The following is a 20,045-nucleotide window of genomic DNA, read 5'->3' as shown; positions in this document are numbered from 1 at the left end:
CGAGACGGGAGGCAGGACGATGGCCAAGGCCGGATACGCGGGGCCGCTGGAGCAGATTTCGCCGTTCCAGTTCCGGATCCCGAAGGACTATCGCGAGGACATGCGGGTCGACGGGATGATCTTCGCCGACGACGCGCTCATCGGCAGCATCAAGGCCGACCAGGGGCCCGAGCAGGTGGTGAACGTCGCCACCCTGCCGGGGATCCAGAAGGCCAGCCTGGCCATGCCCGACATCCACTGGGGCTACGGCTTCTGCATCGGCGGCGTGGCGGCGACCGACCCGGAGGAGGGGGGCGTGATCTCGCCCGGCGGGGTCGGCTACGACATCAACTGCGGCGTCCGCCTGCTGCGCACCGACCTGGAATGGGCCGACGTGAAGGGCCGGATCCGGCCGCTCGTCGAGCAGCTCTTCCGCGACATCCCCACCGGCGTCGGCCAGCGCGGGTCGTTCGCGTTCACCAAGCCGCAGCTCGTCGAACTGATGGAGCAGGGGGTCTCGTACGTCGTCGGCAAGGGGTGGGGGACGGATCGCGACGTCCAGTTCGCCGAGGCCGGCGGCCGGCTCGACGACGCCGACCCCGGCCGCGTCAGCGACCGCGCCCTGATGCGCGGGGCCGACCAATGCGGGACGCTGGGCTCGGGCAACCACTTCCTGGAAGTCCAGGTGGTCGACCGGATCCTCGACGCGCCCGCCGCCAAGGTGATGGGGCTGCACGAAGGCCAGATCACGGTGCTGATCCACTCGGGCTCGCGCGGGCTGGGCTACCAGGTCTGCGACGACTTCCTGGCGGTGTTCAAGGACGCCCCCAGGAAGTACGGCTTCACGCTCCCCGACTGGCAGCTCGCCTGCGCCCCGGTGCGGAGCCCCGAGGGCCAGGCGTACCTGGGTGCGATGCGCGCCGCGGCCAACTACGCCTGGTGCAACCGCCAGCTGCTCACGCACCAGGCCCGCGAGGTCTTCGCGAGGGTGTTCGAGAAGCCCTGGCAGGACCTGGGGATGGACCTGGTGTACGACGTCGCGCACAACATCGCCAAGTTCGAGCATCACGACGTCGGCGGCGGGGTGAGCAAGCAGGTCTGCGTCCACCGCAAGGGGGCCACGCGGGCCTTCCCGCCCGGCCACCCCGAGATCCCCGAGGCCTACGCCGAGACCGGCCAGCCCGTCATCATCCCCGGCAGCATGGGGACGGCGAGCTGGGTCCTCGCCGGCCAGCCCGGCAGCATGGTCCACTCGTTCGGCACGAGCTGCCACGGCGCGGGCCGGATGATGAGCCGCACCGCGGCCGTCCGCCTGGCCGAGGGCCGTCGGATCGACCGCGAGCTGGACGCCATCGGCATCATCGCCAAGGCCCGCGGCCACAAGGGCCTGGCCGAGGAACAGCCCGCCGCCTACAAGGACGTCGACCTCGTGGTCGACGTCGTCGACAAGGCCGGCATCTCCAAGAAGGTCGCCCGCCTCCGGCCCGTCGGCGTCATCAAGGGGTGAGGCCCCGAAGACGTCGCCGGGCCTTCCCACCGGCCCCGAGAGGAGAACGATGAGGCTTCGCAACACGCCGGCGGGATTCGTGACGTTGTGGATCGGGCTGGCCTCGGTCGGGCTCGCCGACGACCTGAGGCCGATCCCCCTGAAGTCGCGGGTGGAGAACGTCCAGCCCATGACGGGGATCGTCCTCTGGTCGACCAACGAGGCCGTGCGCTCGGCCCCGATCCAGCTCGAGTACAGCTACCTCACCTACGCCCAGGTCGTGAAGGGGAAGGGCGAGTGCGACTGGGGGCCCGTCGAGACGCTGCTCGACGCGGTCGCCGGCCGCAAGCATCAGGCGGTCCTGCGGTTCCATGACACGTATGTGGGCAAGCCGTCGGGCGTCCCGGCGTACATCCAGGCCCTCCCGGACTACAAGGGGACCGTGGCCCTCAGCGAGAAGAAGCAGACCGGCTTCTCCGACTGGTCGCACCCGGAGCTGCGCCGGGCCGTGCTGGAGTTCTTCGGCCGGTTCGCCGAGAAGTACGATCGCGACCCGCGGCTGGCGTTCCTGGAGGTGGGGTTCGGCCTGTGGGCCGAATATCACATCTACGACGGCCCGATGACGCTCGGCGGGACCTTCCCCTCGCTCGACTACCAGCGCGAGTTCGCCGGCCGGATGGCCGAGGTCTTCCGCCAGACCCCCTGGCTGATCTCGGTGGACGCGGCCGGCGACCACGCCCCGTTCGCCACCGACGCGAAGCTCCTCGCCCTGCCGTTCGGCCTGTTCGACGACTCGTTCAACCACGCCCAGCACGCCAAGTGGAACGAGCCCAACTGGGACAAGCTGGGGCGGGAGCGTTGGAAGGTCGCGCCGACGGGCGGGGAGTTCAGCTTCTTCGAGAAGAAGGACCAGGAGCAGGCGCTGGCGGCGAAGGGCCCCCACGGCGTCTCGTTCGCGGAGCACGCGGCGAAGTTCCACATCTCGTTCATGATCGGCGACGCCCAGCCGCGATTTCAGCCCCCCGAACGGATCCGCGAGGCGGGCCTGGCGATCGGCTACCGGTTTCGCGTGGCGGCGTTGAAGGGATCGAAGACCCATACCGTCGCGACGATCGCCAACGCGGGGATCGCGCCGATCTACCACGACGCCTTCCCGGCCGTGGCGGGCGTCCGGTCGAAGACGTCCCTCAGAGGCCTCCTGCCGGGCGAGTCGAAGGAATTCCCGATCGAGGCCGGCGGCGGCCCGATGACGATCGAATCCGACCGGCTCGTCCCCGGCCAGCGGATCGAGTTCGACGCCGACCTCCCCTGAGGACGAGCCCGCCCGGGGCGACTCGGCGCGCGTTCAATCCACGAGCGGCTTGCTGCGCCAGACGAGCTGGCAGCGGTTGCCCTCGGGGTCTTGGAAGAACGAGGTCTTGATCGACTCGTCGTCGGCGGCGGTGTCGGTCTCGAAGGCGAGGCCCAGGTTCTCCAGCTCGGCCTGCTTGGCGGCGACGTCGTCGACCCAGAAGGCCAGGTGGCAGACCCACCGCTGGTCGGCGTTGGACTGATCGGCGGGGCGGGCGATCAGCTCGATCGCGCCGCCGTGGTCGTCGGCGAGGAAGTAGCCGCCGGGCGGGTTGCCGCCGCCGGCGCGGACGACCCGCAAGCCCATCGTCCGGACGTAGAAGTCCTTGAGGGCCTCCAGGTCGGCCGCGTAGATCGCGAAGTGCTCCAGTCGCGCCATGAGTCGCTCAGCCTTTCCGTGACTTCTTCGCCGGCTTGATCCCGGCCAGTTCCTGGATCGCCTTCCACTCGCCCTCGGAGACCGGCTGGACCGAGAGCCGGCTCCCCTTGCGGAGCAGCTCCATGCCGGCCAGCGCGGGGACCTCGCGGAGCCGGGCCAGGGTCAGCGGCGGGTCGACGGCCCGCACGGGCTTGATCGTGACCTGGAACCAGGTGGGCGCGTCGGGCTTGCTCTTGGGGTCGTGGTAATCCGATTTCGGGTCGAACGCCGAGGGGTCGGGATGCCCGGCCTCGACGACCTCGGCGATCCCCACGACGGCCGCCGGGTCGGTGCTCGAATGGTAGAACAAAACCCCGTCGCCGGCCCGGATCGCGTCCCGCAGGAAGTTCCGCGCCTGGAAGTTCCTGACGCCGTTCCAGCCGGTCGTCCCGTCGCGCACCAGGTCGGCGAACGAATACGAATCGGGCTCGGACTTGAACAACCAGTAGCCCATGCGAGATCCTTGCTCCGGCCCTCGACGTCCCGACGCCCCGGTACTCTATCATGACGAGGGGATCGCGTCGAGGAAGGCGGGCCGCGTGGAGGATCCGACTTGGCGACGAGCGAATCGGCGGGCGAAACGCGCATGACCGTCCTGACCCCGACCGGCCGGGGGGCGGTCGCCGTGCTGCGCTTATGGGGCCCGAACGCGCTCGCGGCGGCCGACGCGGCGTTCCGCCCGGCGCGCGGAAAGCGGCTCGCCGAGACGCCCTCGGGACGCCCCCGGCTCGGGAGGCTCGGCGCGGGGCTGGGCGACGAGGTCGTCGCGGTGGTGCTCGACGGCGATCCGCCCGGGGTCGAGATCCAGTGCCACGGCGGCTCGGCGGCCGTCGAGATGGTCGCCGAGGCGTTGCGCGGGCGGGGCGTGCGGCTCGCCGAGCCCACCGCGTTCGTCGACCAGGCGACCCCGAGCCCGATCCGCGCGGCGGCGTGGATGGACCTCGCCGGGGCCGGCACGCTGCGGACGGCCGAGATTCTCCTGGAGCAGGCCCAGGGGGCGCTCGACCGGGAGCTGGTGGGATTGATCGCGGGGATCGAGACGGGGAGCCCGGAAACGGCCTCGCGGCTCGATGGGCTGATCGCTCGTTCGCGCGTCGGCCTGCGGCTCGTCGACGGCTGGCGGGTCGTGATCGCGGGCCGGCCCAACGTGGGGAAGAGCCGGCTGCTCAACGCGATGGCGGGCTACGCCCGCGCGATCGTGGCGGCGACGCCCGGGACGACCCGCGACGCCGTGACCGTGCGCACCGCGTTCGACGGCTGGCCTATCGAGCTGGTCGACACCGCCGGCGTCCGCGAGGCCGTCGACGTCGTCGAGCGCTCGGGCGTCGAGCGGGCCCTCCGCGAGCGCGCCCGGGCCGACCTGTCGCTGCACGTCCTGGACCGCTCGCAACCGCTCGACGGCGCCGATCGGGCCCGGGCGACGGGCGGCGGGCCGGCCCTGATCGTCGCCAGCAAGGCCGACCTGCCGGCGGCGTGGGATCCGGCCGAGGCGCTCGGCGGCGACCGGCCGTTCGTCGTCGTCTCGGCCGAGGCGGGAGCGGGGCTCGACGAGCTGGGCGCGGCGATCGCGCGGGCCCTCGTTCCCATCCCGCCCGAACCGGGAGCCGGCGTCCCCTTTCGCGACGAGCAGGTCGTCGAGCTGGCCGCGGCGCGGGACGCCCTCAAACTCGGGGAGGTCGAGGCCGCCGCGCGAATCCTGCGGACCCTGCTGGGGCGCTGAGGCGGCCCGCCTTAGGAGTCGGCGTCGGGCGCGGCGGGGATGGTGGCGTAGTCGGGGCCTTTGCGGGCGAGGGGAGCCCGCGGGGCGAGGCGGAGGGCCTCGGGCGAGAGGGCGCGGGCGGGGAGGGCGGGGGCCTTGCGGTCGACGAACTCGACGTCGAGGACGGGGGCCTCGTCCCGGGCCACGAAGCTGTTGAGCCAGTCGGTGCGGGTGTAGCGCTTGGGCGACACCCCGGTCTGGCCGCCGTCGTCGACGCGGTAGACGGAGATCTCGTGATAGGCGACGTTCTCGCCGGTCCAGCGGATCCGGTCGGCGAGGCCCTCGACGCGGCCGCGGCCGTCGACGCGGAACAGGGGGGAGCCCTCGGCGCCGGTGCTCAGCACCGAGTCGCGGGCGTCGACCTGGGCGAGCGGAAGCTCGGCCTCGTCGACGGAGCTTTCCATGTGCACCAGCCCCCCCTTGGCCCGCGCCAGGACGTGTTCGAGGCGGAGCGTCAGCGTGGGCTCGTCGCGGACCGGGGCCGTCCCGCCCTGGGTGCGGAGGAGGCTGCCGTCGGCCGCGACGATCACGTTGTCGAGCCGGCAGTCGAGCCGCTGGTTCGAGGCCACGGCCACCGCGTCGCCCGCCGTCCGCAGGAAGCCGTCGCGGATGCGGACCACGGCCGGCCTGGGCGGCGCCGTCCCGGTCGCCGGCGCGGCGGTCGGCTTGACGGGCAGGACGGCGACGACGGCGTGCGAGGGGGCCTGGCCGACCAGGCTGATCGTGCAGTCGACCAGTTCGAGGCCGGAGCCGGCGGACAGGCCGACGGCGGCGAGCCGGCCCATCGACTGGTGGTCGAAGTCCTGGATCATCACGTCCAGGCCCCGGAGCTTCAGCTCGCCCCCCTGGACGTTGAACAGGCTGGTCCAGGTCGAGGACGACGAGCCGAACGGCGACGGGTGGAACCGCAGCCGGGGCCGCCGCTCGCCGGGCTCGGCCGCGATCGTCCACGAGCCGGCGGGGAAGTCCAGGGTCGCCAGCTCCAGGTCGACTCCGGCCGCGACGTGGATCACGCCGCCGCCGGGGCCGTGGTGGGCGATCATGTTCCGCAACTGCTCGGCGCTCCGGACGACGTCCTCGTCGGCGATCGCGACCTCGAGGGCCGGCGCGGGGAGCGCGCGGGTCCGATCCGGGGCCGGCTCGGCGGCCCGCGCGGGGGGCTCGGCGGCGGCGGCCGGAGTGGGGTCGGGCCTGCTCGAGGGCGCGACGGCGAGCGGGAAGGCGACCTCGTCGCCTCCCGAGAGGTCCGTCGTGGCCATCGGCGGCATGGTCGGCGGGTCGGGGGTCGTGACGAGCGCCGCGACGGCCGGGGCGACCGCCGCGCTCGATTCGCGGCCCCGGGCGGCCGCCGCGGCGACCAGCTCGGCGGCGGTCGGGACCGGAGCCGGCGACGGGGCCGCCTTGACCGGCTCGACGGCGGGGGCCGTCGTCATCGCCGTCGTGGGCGAGGCCGCCGCGGCGGGCGGCGGGCCGGCGGCGAGGATCCGGGTGCCGAAGGGGCCCCTTTGCGCTCCGGGGGGCGTCGCGACGCCGTCGACCGCGGCGACCCGGAAGGCCCGCGAGGGGGCTTCGCGGCCCAGGGCCAGCTCGCGCGCCGGGTCGGGCGACTCCCAGACCGGGGCCGTCGCCAGGGTCGACCGGGCCTCGCGGAGGTCCGACCGCCAGCGGTCGAAATCGCGGACGGCCTCCTCGGAGGCCGGCTTGCCGGCGACGTCGAGCAGGACGTCGAACTTGCCGTAGAGGTTCGAGCGGCCCGCCCAGGCGAGGTTGCGGGGGTTGTCGACGAGCGCCAGCACCCGCGGCGACGTCACAGCCGAGGCCGAGGCGTCGGCCGGGGCGAACACGCAGTCGTCGGCCTGGAACCGCGCCAGGGAGCCGCGGACCTGGAAGACCGGCGCGACGCCCGCCATGAAGCTGGAGCGGACGATCAGGACGTCGCGCGGGCCGGCCGCCGCGGCGTCGGCGTCGTCGAGCACGATCGCGGTCCCGCCGGGCCCGAAGGTGCAGTCGAGGAGCTGGACGTCGGCGGGCCCCTCGCAGTCGAAGGCGGCGGCGCCGGGGTCGAAATGGCACTGGGCGGCGACGATCGCCGGGGGGCGGTCGCCGGCGGCGGGGTCGGGCCGGCCGCCGCGGCTGCGGACCGCGGGCAGGCCGGGGCCGGCGGACGTATCGGCGGGGCGGCGGAACGAGCAGCCCGTGAGCTGCAGCGCGGCGTCGTCGAGGAGGATCGCGGCGACCGGGTCGTCGAGCGCGCGGCCCTCGGCCTCGAAGGTCAGGCCCTCGATCGCGACCCGGCCCCGCGAGAAGGACAGCAACGACGAGGGCGGCCGGTCGCCCCCCCGCGCGTCGGCCGCGAAGCGGAGCACGGGCCGCTTGCCGACCTCGGCCCGGATCGTGACATCCTTGGCCGCGCCGGCCCGGGGGCCGGACGGCCGCGAGCCCAGCAGGTAGGGCCCGTCCTCGGTGAGCGTGACGACCGCCTTGTGGGGGGCCGCGGCGATCACCGCGGCGAGGTCCTCGCCGGGGCGGACGTCGATCTTCCGGGGCGCCGCCGTCGCGGCCGCGCCGACGGGCCCGGCGCCGAGGCCCGGCGCGGGGGCCAGGGCCGGCGGCGGTCGAGACGCGCTCAGCGACGGGTACTCGGCCGCCGGCGCGGGCGCCGACGGGTCGAGCAGCTCGCGGCCCCAGTAGAAGAGGCCCGCCGCCAGGAGGACGAACCCCGCCAGGGTCGGCAACGCCAGCGAGCGGTCCCAGGCCGGGCGGTCGTGATGAGGGGGCGCCGTTTCGAAGTGCGTCAGGGTCATCCCGGCGCGGCCGGCGACGAGCAGCAGGTCGCGCACCAGCTGCTCGGGCGACTGGCAGCGGCGGTCGCGGTCCTTCGCCATCAGCTTGTCGAGCACGCGGGCCAGCGCCGTCGGCACGGCCGGGTTCAGCTCCCGGACGTCCGGCGGGGCCTCCTCCTGGTGCTGCAGCAGCTTCTGGAGCACGGTCCCGCCCGGGAAGGGGGGCTGGCCGCTCAACATGTGAAAGAGCGTGCATCCCAGCGAATACAGGTCGCTGCGGACGTCGACGTCGCGCGGGTCGCGCGCCTGCTCGGGGCTGATGTAGTCGAACGTGCCCAGGGTCATCCCGGTCTGCGTCAGGCCGCCGCGCTCGCTCTGCCGCTCGAACCGCCGGGCCAGGCCCATGTCGACGAGCTTGGCGCGGCCCTCGGGCGTGATGATGATGTTCGACGGCTTGACGTCGCGGTGGACGACGCCCCGCAGCGACGAGTGCACCAGCGCCTGGGCCATCTGGAGCGTGACGTCCACCGCCTCGGCCACCGCCATCGGCCCGTGCTCGTCGACCCGGCGGCGGATCGTCTCGCCGTCCACGTACTCGAAGACGATGTAGTGGAACGGGCCGTCCTGGCCCAGGCTGTAGACCCGGGCGATGTTCTCGTGGTCGAGCCGGGCGGCCGACCGACCCTCCTGGTAGAAGCGCTGGACGACCTCGGGGTCGTCGACCTGGTCGGGGGGCAGGAGCTTGAGCGCGACCTGGCGGTCGAGGGTCGCGTCGTGGGCCCGGAAGACGGCCCCCATGCCGCCCGCCCCGATGGCCTCCTCGAGCACGAAGGTCCCCAGCACGTCGCCCGGCCGCGGCAGGCTCGCCGCCGGCGCCCGGGCGAGGGCCGGCGCGCGCTTCGAATCGGTGCTCGACCCCCGCAGCACCGTCGGCGAGTCGACGCCCACCTGCGACGAGCCGGGCGCGTTCCCCACGCGCGGCGGGCGCGAGCCGGCCTGGAGGCGCGAGCCCGGGACGGGCGCGGCCCCGCTCGGGGGTTCGGGGGGAGGTTGCGGGGACTCGTGCTCGATCAAAGGGGCTCGTCCCCCAACAAGACGTCCGTGCGCGTTCCTGACGTTCCGGCGAGAGCAGCATCGAGGTCGGGAAGATATGGAGCCCGCACGTGCATGCTCGGACGCGGGGCTCACGCAACTATAAGCCCGGCCCCGGCTCCTGTCAATGACGGCCGCCGCCCGCCGGGGAGCAAGTCTCGATCGCGGAAGGACCTGCGTCTCGGGCCCGGCCCGGCCCCGGCCTTCCGGGCGAAACCGACTCAAGCGGAAAATCCCTGAAGGCCGATACAACCCCGGGACGCGTCGGCGACGGCCGTCTCCGGGGCCCGCAGCCCGGGGGCGAGACGCGGTCGCGGCGGAGGATGCACAGGACAGGCAGCGCCAGGAGGCAGCGTATGTGGCACCGGATCGTTCGGAGATATCCGTTTCTTGCGGCCCCGCAAGCGAGCGGAGCATCCCAGCACGCCGCCCCGCGACCCCGGCGCCGGCCCTCCCTCGAGCCGCTCGAGGCCCGCGAGCTCATGACCGCCGCGCTGGCGCCGATCACCGACGTCACCGCCCCCGCGGGCCTGGGCTACCAGCTCGCCCTCGACGGCAGCGCCAGCGGAGCGGCCAGCCAGACGTTCACCGCCACCTCCGACAACCCCAACATCAAGGTGTCGGTGGCCGACGGCCAGTTCTGGACCATCCTCGTCCAGCACCTCTCGGCCGGGGCCGGCGACCCCACCATCCTGAACGAGCCGATGACCTTCCAGTTCTTCCCGGAGGTCGCGCCCAACACGGTCCAGCGGATCACCAATTTCAGCAACAACGGCTACTACGTCAACACCGGCCGGTTCTTCCCCCGCATCCTCGACGGCTTCGTCGCCCAGGGCGGCTCCAACAGCGCCACCAGCACCTCGTCGACCAGCGGCGTGACGCCGATCGGCATCGAGGTCAACCCGGCCGTCGACTTCAGCAGCTACGGCCAGCTGGCGATGGCCAACACGGGCCAGCCCAACTCCAGCGACGCCCAGTTCTTCGTGACCTTCGGCCCCCAGACCTCGCTGAACCAGAGCTACACGATCTTCGGCCAGCAGGTCGCCGGCACCAGCACGCTGGAGAAGCTCTCGCAGGTCGCCGTGAGCGCCAACTCGTCGGGCGAGGTCTCGGTCCCGAACAACCCGGTGACGATCACGGGCTCGACGATCTCGGCCACCAACCCCAACGGCGCCCTGCTGATCGACACGACGACCGCAGGGCCGGGCCAGACGGCGAACATCACCGTCACGGCGACCGACGCCGCCGACGGCACGACGGCCGTCCGGACCTTCAAGGTCTACACCCCCGGGAACACCACCGCGGTCCGCCAGATCGGCGACGTCCTGATCGCCACGCCCCCGGCGCTCGGCAAGTTCTACGGCGGGACGAACACGATCGAGGTCAACCAGGTCCCCGCGCCGACGATCCCCGCCAGCGACAAGATCCAGGTGATCGTCAACGGGATCGCCGACACGATCCAGCCCAACCCGGCCTCGCTCTCGCAGATCATCGTCCAGGGCTCGAAGGCCAACGACGACATCACGGTCTCGAACGACGTCACGGTGCCGGCGACGATCGACGGCGGGCAGGGGGGGAAGAACGTCGTCAAGGCCGGAGGCGGCTACTCGCTGGCGCACGGCTGGTTCGGGTCCAACACCCTGGTCGCCGGCGACGGGCCCAACAAGCTCATCGGCCGGACCGGCCACGTCCGCTTCCGGGCCAACGCCAACACCACCCTGGCGTTCTCGGGCAACGCCCGCGGCCGCTCCAGCAGCGGCCAGCCGCTCAAGCCGGCCGGCACCTACTATCGGTTCGTGAACAACCACCTGGTCCCGGTTCTCAAGATCAAGAGCTGACGCTAACCTGGACGGGAAGTCGCGAAGCGGGGGCGATCCCCGCTTCGTCGCGTTTCGAACGCCGTCGGATCGGCCGATCCCCGTCGAGCCCCCGCCCGCCATGACCCCGCTGCCGATCGACCCCAGCCTGACGCGGATCCTCGACGCCCTCGCCGCCGCCGGGGCGCTCGTCCTGGTCGCCGAGCCGGGCTCGGGCAAGACGACCCGCGTCCCCCCCGCGATCGTCCGCCAGGGGCTGGGCGGCCGGGTGATCGTCCTCCAACCCCGGCGGGTCGCGGCGCGGTCGACGGCGGCCCGGATCGCCGACGAGCGGGGCTGGACGCTCGGCCGCGAGGTCGGCTACCACGTCCGCTTCGACCGCCGGGCCTCGGCCGACACCGGGCTCGTCATCATGACCGAGGGGATCCTCACCCGCCGGCTGCTCGCCGACCCGTTCCTCGAAGGGGTCGGGACCGTCGTGCTCGACGAGTTCCACGAGCGCAGCCTGCACACCGACCTGGCCCTCGCCCTGCTGCGCGAGGTCCGCCGCGAGGTCCGGACCGACCTGCGGATCGTGGTGATGTCGGCCACGCTCGACGCCGAGCCCGTCGCCCGGTTCCTCGACGCCCCCGTGATCGCGGTCCCCGGCCGGACCCACCCGATCGCGACCGCCTATCGCGACGCCCCCCGGCCGGCCGACCCGGACGCCGTCGCCGGGGCCGTCGCCGACGCCCTGGCCGACCCCGCCGACCGCGGCCACGTCCTGGTCTTCCTCCCCGGCATGGCCGAGATCCGCCGCGCCCAGCGCGAGCTGGGGCCGATCGCCGCGCGCCACGACGCCCGCGTCCTGCCGCTGCACGGCTCGCTGCCGGCCGACGAGCAGGACGCGGCGCTGCGGCCGTCGCATCAACGCAAGATCATCCTTTCCACGAACATCGCCGAGACCTCGCTGACGATCGACGGCGTGACGACCGTGATCGACTCGGGCCTGGCGCGGGTCGCCCGTCACGACGCCTCGCGGGGGCTGGACCGCCTGGACCTGACGGCGATCAGCCGGGCCTCGGCCGACCAGCGCGCCGGCCGCGCGGGGCGGACCGGGCCGGGGCGCTGCATCCGGCTCTGGTCGGAGCAGCGGCAGGCGCTTCTGGAGCCGTTCGACGAGCCCGAGATCCGCCGCGTCGACCTGGGCTCGACGCTCCTGACCCTGCACTCGTGGGGCGTGGGCGAGCCCGGGGCCTTCGGCTGGTACGAGGCCCCCGAGCCCGAACGGATCGAGGCCGCCGAGGCCCTGCTCGCCCGCCTCGGCGCGTTCGACCCCGCCGCGCGGCGGATCACCCCGACGGGCGAGCGGATGCTGGCGCTCCCCGTCCACCCTCGGCTCGCCCGCCTGCTCCTCGCCGCGGCCGACGAGGGCCTGCTGCACGAGGGCGCGGCGCTGGCGGCCCTGCTCTCCGAGAAGGACGTCGCCGAGCGCCGGCGGCCGGCGGGGCACCGCGGCCTCTCGGACATGCTCGGCCGGCTGGACCTGCTCGCCGAGGCCGAGGCCGCGCGGTTCTCGCCGTCGCTCAAGGACCGGGGGATCGACCCGATCGCCGCCCGCCAGGTCGCCAAGATCCGCGACGACCTCGCCCGCCTGGCCTCGCGCCTGGACGTCGGCCGCGCCTCGGGGCTGGACGAGGCGGCCCGCGAGGAGGCCCTGCTCAAGCTCCTGATCCTGGCCTATCCCGACCGCGTGGTCCGGCGCCGCGGTGCCGAGGAGACCGGGGTCATGGTGGGCGGCCGGGGCGTGCGTCTGGCGCGCGAGTCGGTCGTCCGCGAGGGGGAGTTCTTCCTGGCCCTCGACCCCCGCGAGGAACGTCGCCAGGGGACGCTCGAACTCCAGGTCGCGCTCGCCAGCGCGGTCCGGCTGGAGTGGCTCGAAGAGCTGGTGCCGCAGTCGATCCGCCGCGAGCGGCGGGTGGAGTTCGACCCGGCCCGCGAGCGGGTCGTCGCCATGAACCGGCTCTGGTATGAGGACATCCTGATCCGCGAGGACCCCGCCCGGCCCCCCGACGGCCGCGAGGCGTCGCGGGCCCTGTACGAGGCCCTGCTCCCCCGCGCGGGCGAGGTCTTCCGCGCGGATCCGGCGGCCTCGGCCTGGCTCGCCCGCTACGACTTCGTCCGCCTGGCCGTCCCCGAGCTGGGCTGGACCGAGCTGGCCGACGAGGCGCTCGCCGGCCCGCTGGAAGTCCTCTGCCACGGCAAGACCCGGATGGACGAGGTCCGCCAGGCGGCGAAGGTCGCCTACCTCGAAAGCCTGCTCGCCCCCGCCCAGGTCCGCGAGCTGGACGCCTGCGCCCCGACCTCGGTCACGATCCCCAGCGGCCGGCACGTCCGCCTGGCCTACGAGCCCGGCCGCCAGCCGGTCCTCGCGGCCAAGCTGCAAGAGCTGTTCGGCTGGCCCGAGGCCCCCCGCCTGGCCCGGGGCCGCGTGCCGCTGCTGCTGGAACTCCTCGGCCCCAACCAGCGCCCGGTCCAGGTCACGTCCGACCTGCGGAGCTTCTGGGCCACGACCTACCACCAGGTCCGCAAGGACCTCCGCAACCGCTACCCCAAACACCCCTGGCCCGAGGACCCCACCACCGCGCAGGCCCCCGTGCGCACGCCCCGGCCGCGGTGAAATGGGTTGGGTTCCTATCGGCTTCATTCGTCGCGGAGACCAACGAAGCCGATCGACCTAAGTTATTACCATAATTGTGGTTTACGATCAGAAAATCGATCCGCGGCCGTTGCGCCGCGTTTCGATTTTCGGGCCGATTCAGGCCTCGCGTTCGGGGGGTTCCCAGCCGAACGGGTGGCGGGCCTCGGCGAGGGGGAGGCCGACGACCTCGATGCGCTTGGGGTCGTTGGTCCCCAGGCCGAGGGCGGCGGCCATGGCCAGGTGGTTGTCGCCGGGGAAGGGGCCGGTCGCCCGCGCGGCCATGGGGTCGTAGCCCATGACGGCCGTGGCGATCGAGTCGGTGCAGACGGCGTTGCGGCCGGCGATCAGCAGGCCCGGCTCCTGCACCTTCAGGGCGGGGACCCAGGGGCCCTCGCCGCCGGACGTCGTCTCGATGCCGTCGAGGATCACCAGGTCGATCGGCCGGATGCCGACGGCGTCGACGATGTGCCGCGGCACGCGGTACGGCGGCCGGCGCGGGGTGGTCTTCGACAGTTCCTGGGGTACGCCCTCGGCCGGGCCCTCCTCGCCGGAGTGGAACATGGCCCGGCTGCTGGTGCTGTCTTCCTTGTGCTCGTGCTGGCCGTAGAGCGCGATCGGCGTGATGCCGAAGTTGTTCTTCATCCCCAGCGTGACGCCGGCCGTGTAGTGGTTCTTGAGCTTGCCCAGCGAGACGTAGACGTCGCAGTCGTGGTACGCCGGGTTCAGCTGGTAGGCCGGGAAGAGCGAGCCGCCCCCGGGGACCTTGAACTCCTGGTAGTTCTTCCGCTTGCCGAGGTTGCGGGTGTCCTCGAACTCCACCGGGGTCTTGGTCGCGGTCAGGGCGTCGAGGTCCCAGCCCGCCGCCTTGAGGTAGGGCTCGAACGCCTCATGCTGGTGGGTCGATTCCAGGAACCGGATGCGCCGGGCCCCCGCGCGGTCGAGCAGCGCGGCCACGGCCGCGACGACGGCGGGGTGGGTCTGATAGGTGCGGTTGGCCGGCTTGCCGTGGATCCCCTGGCGGACGTTCCCCACCAGGTTGACCTTCACGGCGACCGTCTTCCCCTCGACCAGCGGCCGGATGCCGCCGATCCTGTCCATCAGCCCCTCCAGCTCGGCCAGGATGGCCTGCGGGTCGTACTTCTTGCACCGAGCGATGCCCACCGGCGCGGACGGCGGCGCGGGCGCGGCCCGAAGCGATCGCGACGGGGCGACGATCGGGGCCAGCATGGCGGCCCCCGCGACTTGCAGGAATCTCCGGCGACGGCATTCCGGTCTCATCGGCATCCTCCGGCGTCCGAGTTCGAGGTGGTCGTTTCGATGTGAGCCCGTCGATCCTAAACCGCTCGGACCCGCCCCGGCAACCTCCCAGGCCGCGCCGGCCTCGGACGACGGCGCGGAATCCCCTTAAATAGCTATGGTCCCGATTCGCCGATCGCGCACCGGCCTGGGTCCGCGACGGCCTATTTGAAGTCGACCTGCTGTGTCTCGCCGGGGCGGAGCCTGACGACTCTCGAATCCAGGGGCTTCGCCATGCCTTTCGGGTCGGGGGGCGCCAGGCGATCGGGCGGGGCCTCCAGCCGGATCGTGTATTCCAGCGCCGCCAGGCCGTCGAACTCGAACCGATCCTGCCGATCGGACTGAACGAGGATCACCCCGGGCGGGGCCTCGGCCCGGGCGGCCGAGACGGCGACGCGGCCGAGGTTGGGCCACCGCTTGCGGTCGACGGTCACGACGATCCGGGCGGCGGGCTGGGCCTTGATCTCGATCGCCGCCTTCGCCGGCCCGTCCAGGCGGTCCAGGCCCTTTTCGCTCTGGGGTGCGACGCCGCCGCCCCACCAGTAGAGCGACGCCTCGGTCCCCTTGGGGACGCCCTCGAAGGCGAAGCGCCCCTGAGCGTCGGTGACGGCATCCAGGTACCGCTCGCCCTGGGGCCGGGGGGCCGGACGGCCGTAGACGGCGCCGTTCCAGTCGAAGAAGCGACGGCGAGCCTGGACGCGCGGGTCGTCCGACGGCCTCACGGCCAGGAGACGCACCTGGGCCCCGCGCACGGGCGCGCCGCCCGCGTCGACGAATCGGCCCGCGTACAAATCCACCGAGGCCGGATCGATCGTCGCGAGTCGATATTCGCCGACGGCGGCCTCCTCGGGCTTCGCGACGACCACGCGATCGGCCGCCGCCTCCTCGCGGCCCGGGGCCGAGACCAGCACGAGGACCACGCCCCCCACGTCCAGGCCGTCGAGCCGAAACCGGCCGTCCGGGGCGGCGAAATCGAACCCGTCCATGGCGTCACGGCTGAACCCCCCGTTGGGGTCGCCGGGTTTGCGCTCCCTCGGGAAATCAAGGCGGACGCGGAACGAGGAGAGCGGGGCCCCGGTGCCGGCGTCGAACGCCCGGCCCAGGATCACCCCCTTCGCGGCGAGGCGGACCTCGACCGGGTCGGCCCCGTCGAGCGGGATCTTCCGGCGACGGACCTCCGAGTAGCCCGCCTTCCGGAAGTCGATCCCGGCGTCGGCGGGGAGGGCGTCGAACCGGAAGCGGCCGTCCTCGCCGGTGGTCTGCCGGATCCGGAACGGGACGACCCCCTCCGCGTAGGAGACGAGGACCCCGGAAAGCGGCCGGCCCGCATCGTCGATGACCCGCCCCTCGACGCGATGGCCCGGCTCCAGCCTCACCGTCCTCTCGGCGGGCTGATCCGCCGGCCCGACCTCGACCGTCAGCTCGATCGGGGCATAGCCCTTCGCGCGGACGCCGAGCGTCTTGGCCCCGCTCCTGTTCGTGTAGAGGCCGTCCAGGCGGAACCGGCCGTCGGGACCGGACGTGGTGCGGACGGACTCCTCGGGAATCCCGGTCGTGTTGAGCAACTCCGCGCCGGCGATCGGCCGGCCCTCGCGGTCCACGACGACGCCCGCGATCGCGCCGCCGTAGGGCCTCGATTCGAGCACGAGGTCGACCGAGGTTTCCGCTTCCGATGTCACGAAGCGGCGGTTCGCGGGGACGTAGCCGGGTTTCCAGGTCGTGAGGGTCAATCCCTCGTCGCGAGGCAGGCCCGTGAACCGGTAGCGGCCGTCCCGGTCGGTCCGGGTGTAGTCGAGGGAGCCGGAGCGGCTCCCGCCGAACCGGACCACGTTCAGGTCGACGCCCGGCACCGGCTTGCCCGACGGATCGCGGACGACGCCTTCCAGCCCAGCGCCGGGTTCGAGCAGGAACGCGGCCCCGGCATCCGGGCGGGCGTCGACGCCGAGCAACTGCTCCTGCGTCGCGAAGCCGTCGGCCCGGACCTGGAGCGTCCAGGATCCGGGCGTGAGACCCCCGACGGCCGCGACGCCCTGGGCGTCCGTCCGGAAGGCCTGGGGGAAGGCCCCCCGGGGACGCACCTCCGCGCCGGCGATCGGTCGGCCGTCGGACCGGCTCGTCACCTTGACGGAGAGCGCGACGGCGGGCGCGAGCGTCAGCTCGACGAGCGTCGGGGCCTCGCCCTCGAAGACCGGGACCGCGGGGCATCGATCGACGTCGCGGGGCGAAACCAACCCGGCCGACGACGCCCATACGCGATAACGGCCCGGCGGGACCCCCTCGAACGCAAACGAGCCGTCCGGGCCCGTCTTCGACGTCCGCAGGACCTCGCCGGCCCAGGCCCCGGATTCGTCTTTCGTCGGCGCCAGGTGGATCGAGACCTCTGCCCCGGACGCCGGGCCGCCTCCGACCCCCGTTGCGACTCGTCCGACGATTCGCCCGTTCGCAGGCCCGGGAGCCCGGGGCTTCGCCGCCTCCTGGACCGCGGCCGTCGCCGGCGCGTCACCCTCGCGAGCCAGGACGCGGACGGTCAAGGCGGGGCCCGATTCCCGGTCGAGCTTGTATTCGTCGGGACGCAGCTCGGATTCCCGGACGCCGAGGACCCGCTCGATCACGGCCGACTTGTAGCCTGGCGCCGAGACCTTCACCGCCACCGGGTCGCCGGGCCGCAGGCAGCCCATGCGGAATCGGCCGTCGCCGGACGAGAGGTCCCACCCCCCGGCCCAACGCGGGAGGATGCGAGGCGTGGGGCCGCCGGGCCGAGGGTTCGGGCATGGGGCGATCTCGACGCGAAAGTCCGGAATCGGCCGGCCCGTCCTCGCGTCGGTCACCAGCCCCGAGAACCAGCCGGCGGATCCCAGCACGTAGCGAGGGACGTCGTCCGGTCCCGCCGGCGGGACCACGAGGCCGGAATCCGTATAACGCGGCTTCGAGAACGTCAAATCCGTAACGGGTGCGGCGACCGATTCGAATCGGAAGCGGCCGTCCTCGCCCGTCGAGACGGACGAATCGAAAGGCCCCAAGGCGTCGGCGGCGACGATGACCTGGGACAGGGGTCGACCTTCATCGTCGACGACGAGGCCTTCGAAAGGCCCCCCCGGCTCCAGGGCGATGGTCGTCTCCGCCGGCTTCTCGATCGGGCCGACGGCGACGACCGTGCGGGCGATCGCGAACCCGGGCTTGCGGACCCAGACGACCTTGTCGCCGGACCGATCGGCCCGGACGTCCTTCAGAAGGAACCGGCCGTCCGGCCCCGTCCGGGCCCGGACGATCTCGCCGGTCGACGCGACGTTGACCGCATCGGCCTCGGCGAGCGGCCGCCCGTCGCGGTCGACGACGAGGCCCGCCGCCGCGCCGCCGAAAGGCCTCGCCTCGAGCACGAGGTCGAGCGTCTTCGAGGGCCCGCCCACCGCAATCGGCGTGGATTTGGGGAGGCTCCCGGGATCCGTGGCGGTGAGCAGCAGCTCGGCCCCCCGGGGCACGTTCGTCAGCCGATAGCGCCCCTCCGCGTTTGACAGAACCGAGCTGTCGTAGAAGTCCGCCCCCAGCCCCAGCATGTCGCGGTGCCGGCACGTCACCCGGGCTCGCGGGATGGACTTGCCGAGCGCATCGCGGACGACGCCGACGACCTCGGCGCCCAGGCCGAGACGGAACTCCAGGTCGACGTCGGCGCCTTCCTCCGTCCGGATCTCGCGAGCGAGGCGGGCGAGGCCGTCGGCCTCGACTTGGAACCGCAAGGCTCCGGATGCGACCGAGCGGAACACGACTACGCCGTCGGCGTCCGTCGCCGCGCCGCGGCCGCCGGGCTCGATCCGGACGTCCGCGCCGCCGATCGGGAGGCCGTCGTCCCGGGCCTTGACGCGGACCGTCACCGTCCGTTCACGGCCGGGAGGCTGCGCGGCCGGACCAGGCTGATGGAGGAATTCGCCCGCGGTCTCCGATGCCGTCGCGCGACGGCCGAGGCGGGCCGTGGCCGTGGCGAGGACCAGGAAGATCGCGACGAAGGCGAGGAGGCGCGAGCGCCGTCGGTCGAGCGCGGCGTGGCTGCGACGGTCGTCGAAGAGGGCGATGATGCGACCCTCCAGGTGGTTCCTGCGGGCCATGCCGACGGCCGCGGCGCACCTGGGGGCGCGGAGGCGTCGGGCGAGGTCCAGGAGGCGCTCCGCGTAATCGGCGGGTCGCTCGCCCGTGGCGAGCACGGCGTCGTCGCTGGCGTGCTCGCACTCGATGCGCAGGCGGTGGATCGCGTACCAGGCCAGGGGATGGAACCAGAACACGGACGCCGCGAGTCGGGACAGGAGATGCACGAGCCAATCGTGCCGCCGGACGTGCGCCAGCTCGTGGGCGAGGACGACCCGGCGCGTGGGATCGGGCCACGACTCGGCCTCGGCCGGCAGCAGCACGACGGGACGGACGACGCCCCAGGTCGACGGGATCGTCGCCGAACCGCCCAGCCGCAGGTCGACCCGTCGGCGGATCCCGAAGGCCTGCCGCACCTCGGCCAGCAAGGGCGACCACACGCCTGCGAGCTGCCGGGACGATCGCCGCCGCAGGCCGTTCGCCGCGAGACCGACGGCCAGCGGCGCCAGGGACAGGGCCAGCCCCGAGGCCCAGCCTATCAGCCAGGCGTCGGGACGAGTCGGCCCGGGCTCCCGGCGAAGAAGCAGCGTCGGCGGCTCGGAGGCCTTGGAATGCGGCGGATCCAGGACGAATGGCGGCGGGAGCGTCGACTGAGGCGGCGCGGCGGGTTCGTCCGGGATGGGCGGGCGGATCGGCGTCGGGACCGGTTGACCGACCGGCAACACGGCGAGGGTCCAGGTCGGGGCGAGGATCGAGGCGATCGGCAGGGTGGGGAGGGCGAGGAGGGCGGTCGCCCAGACGCGGTGGCGGAAGGCGGCCGAGGAGCGCCGCGAGGCGGTCGCGAGGGCTGCGAATCCCAGCAGGAGCGTCGCCCGGACCGAGGCGTCGAACAGCAGGTCGCGCATCCTGTCACTCCTCCGGGTTCCGGGCCTGGCGGATGAGCCGCTCCAGGCGGTCGAGGTCGTCGTCGGACAATTTCGCGACCGACGGGTCGAGGATCGCCTCGACGGTCGCCGCGGCCGAGCCGGCGAAGAAGGTCTGCATCAGGTTCTTCAGGGCCGACGCCTTCGCCGTCTCCCGCGAGTGTGCGGGGCGGTAGACGTATCTGATCCCCTCCTGCCGGTGCTTCAGGAGACCTTTCGCCTCCAGCGAGCGGATCATCGTCCGGACCGACGAGTAGCTCGGCGGGTCGGCCAGCGCGGCCAGGACCTCGGCCACCGAAGCCTCGCCCAGCCGGTAGACGGCGTCCATGATCTGCCGCTCGCGGGCCCCCAGGCCCTCCCTCGGGTCGTGCTTCGGCATGCCTCG

General features: G+C 73.3%; 11 protein-coding genes. 5 read left to right on the top strand and 6 right to left on the bottom strand.

Annotated features, from left to right (window positions below):
- Positions 1 to 19: 19 nt before the first annotated feature.
- A complete protein-coding gene (locus PZE19_RS15730) occupies positions 20 to 1,486 on the top strand; it encodes an RtcB family protein (protein WP_277861584.1) in 1,467 nt (488 codons plus the stop codon).
- A 49-nt stretch (positions 1,487 to 1,535) separates the two neighbouring features.
- Entirely contained in the window at positions 1,536 to 2,777 is a 1,242-nt protein-coding gene (locus tag PZE19_RS15725; RefSeq protein ID WP_277861583.1) for a DUF4832 domain-containing protein, read from the top strand.
- Positions 2,778 to 2,810: 33 nt separating this feature from the next.
- Here the strand turns inward: PZE19_RS15725 and PZE19_RS15720 are convergent, their stop codons facing one another.
- Together PZE19_RS15720 and PZE19_RS15715 are read right to left on the bottom strand one after the other, a co-directional pair.
- Complete coding sequence (locus PZE19_RS15720; protein ID WP_277861582.1) at positions 2,811 to 3,194, bottom strand: VOC family protein; 384 nt, start codon at positions 3,192 to 3,194, stop codon at positions 2,811 to 2,813.
- Between the two features lie 7 nt (positions 3,195 to 3,201).
- Complete coding sequence (locus tag PZE19_RS15715) at positions 3,202 to 3,687, bottom strand: EVE domain-containing protein (protein WP_277861581.1); 486 nt, start codon at positions 3,685 to 3,687, stop codon at positions 3,202 to 3,204.
- 132 nt (positions 3,688 to 3,819) lie between these two features.
- On the opposite strand from PZE19_RS15715, the gene PZE19_RS15710 reads away from it, so the two are divergent.
- Complete coding sequence (locus PZE19_RS15710; RefSeq protein WP_277861580.1) at positions 3,820 to 4,953, top strand: GTPase; 1,134 nt, start codon at positions 3,820 to 3,822, stop codon at positions 4,951 to 4,953.
- A gap of 11 nt (positions 4,954 to 4,964) precedes the next feature.
- On the opposite strand, the gene PZE19_RS15705 is transcribed toward PZE19_RS15710, so the two are convergent.
- Entirely contained in the window at positions 4,965 to 8,849 is a 3,885-nt protein-coding gene (locus tag PZE19_RS15705; RefSeq protein ID WP_277861579.1) for a serine/threonine-protein kinase, read from the bottom strand.
- 500 nt (positions 8,850 to 9,349) lie between these two features.
- Here PZE19_RS15705 and PZE19_RS15700 point away from each other — a divergent pair, with 500 nt between their 5' ends.
- Positions 9,350 to 10,705, top strand: coding sequence for a peptidylprolyl isomerase (locus tag PZE19_RS15700; RefSeq protein WP_277861578.1), 1,356 nt, complete (start codon positions 9,350 to 9,352; stop codon positions 10,703 to 10,705).
- Positions 10,706 to 10,805: 100 nt separating this feature from the next.
- Positions 10,806 to 13,343 (top strand): ATP-dependent helicase HrpB, encoded by a 2,538-nt coding sequence (gene hrpB, locus PZE19_RS15695; protein ID WP_277861577.1) that lies wholly within the window; start codon positions 10,806 to 10,808, stop codon positions 13,341 to 13,343.
- A 138-nt stretch (positions 13,344 to 13,481) separates the two neighbouring features.
- Here hrpB and PZE19_RS15690 read toward each other — a convergent pair whose 3' ends face one another.
- The 3 genes from PZE19_RS15690 to PZE19_RS15680 all read right to left on the bottom strand — a co-directional run bounded on the left by PZE19_RS15690 (position 13,482) and on the right by PZE19_RS15680 (position 20,039).
- Positions 13,482 to 14,642 carry a DUF362 domain-containing protein gene (locus PZE19_RS15690; protein WP_277861576.1) on the bottom strand — a complete coding sequence of 387 codons (1,161 nt, stop codon included), beginning with the start codon at positions 14,640 to 14,642 and terminating at the stop codon, positions 13,482 to 13,484.
- A gap of 182 nt (positions 14,643 to 14,824) precedes the next feature.
- Positions 14,825 to 19,642 carry a carboxypeptidase regulatory-like domain-containing protein gene (locus tag PZE19_RS15685; RefSeq protein ID WP_277861575.1) on the bottom strand — a complete coding sequence of 1,606 codons (4,818 nt, stop codon included), beginning with the start codon at positions 19,640 to 19,642 and terminating at the stop codon, positions 14,825 to 14,827.
- A 4-nt stretch (positions 19,643 to 19,646) separates the two neighbouring features.
- A complete protein-coding gene (locus PZE19_RS15680) occupies positions 19,647 to 20,039 on the bottom strand; it encodes a BlaI/MecI/CopY family transcriptional regulator (RefSeq protein WP_277861574.1) in 393 nt (130 codons plus the stop codon).
- Positions 20,040 to 20,045: the final 6 nt, after the last annotated feature.

The sequence above is a fragment of the Paludisphaera mucosa genome, from assembly GCF_029589435.1.
GTDB classification, from domain to species: Bacteria; Planctomycetota; Planctomycetia; order Isosphaerales; family Isosphaeraceae; genus Paludisphaera; species Paludisphaera mucosa.
The sequence above is the reverse complement of the archived record's forward strand: the minus strand, read 5'-3'. Positions and strand labels throughout refer to the sequence as shown.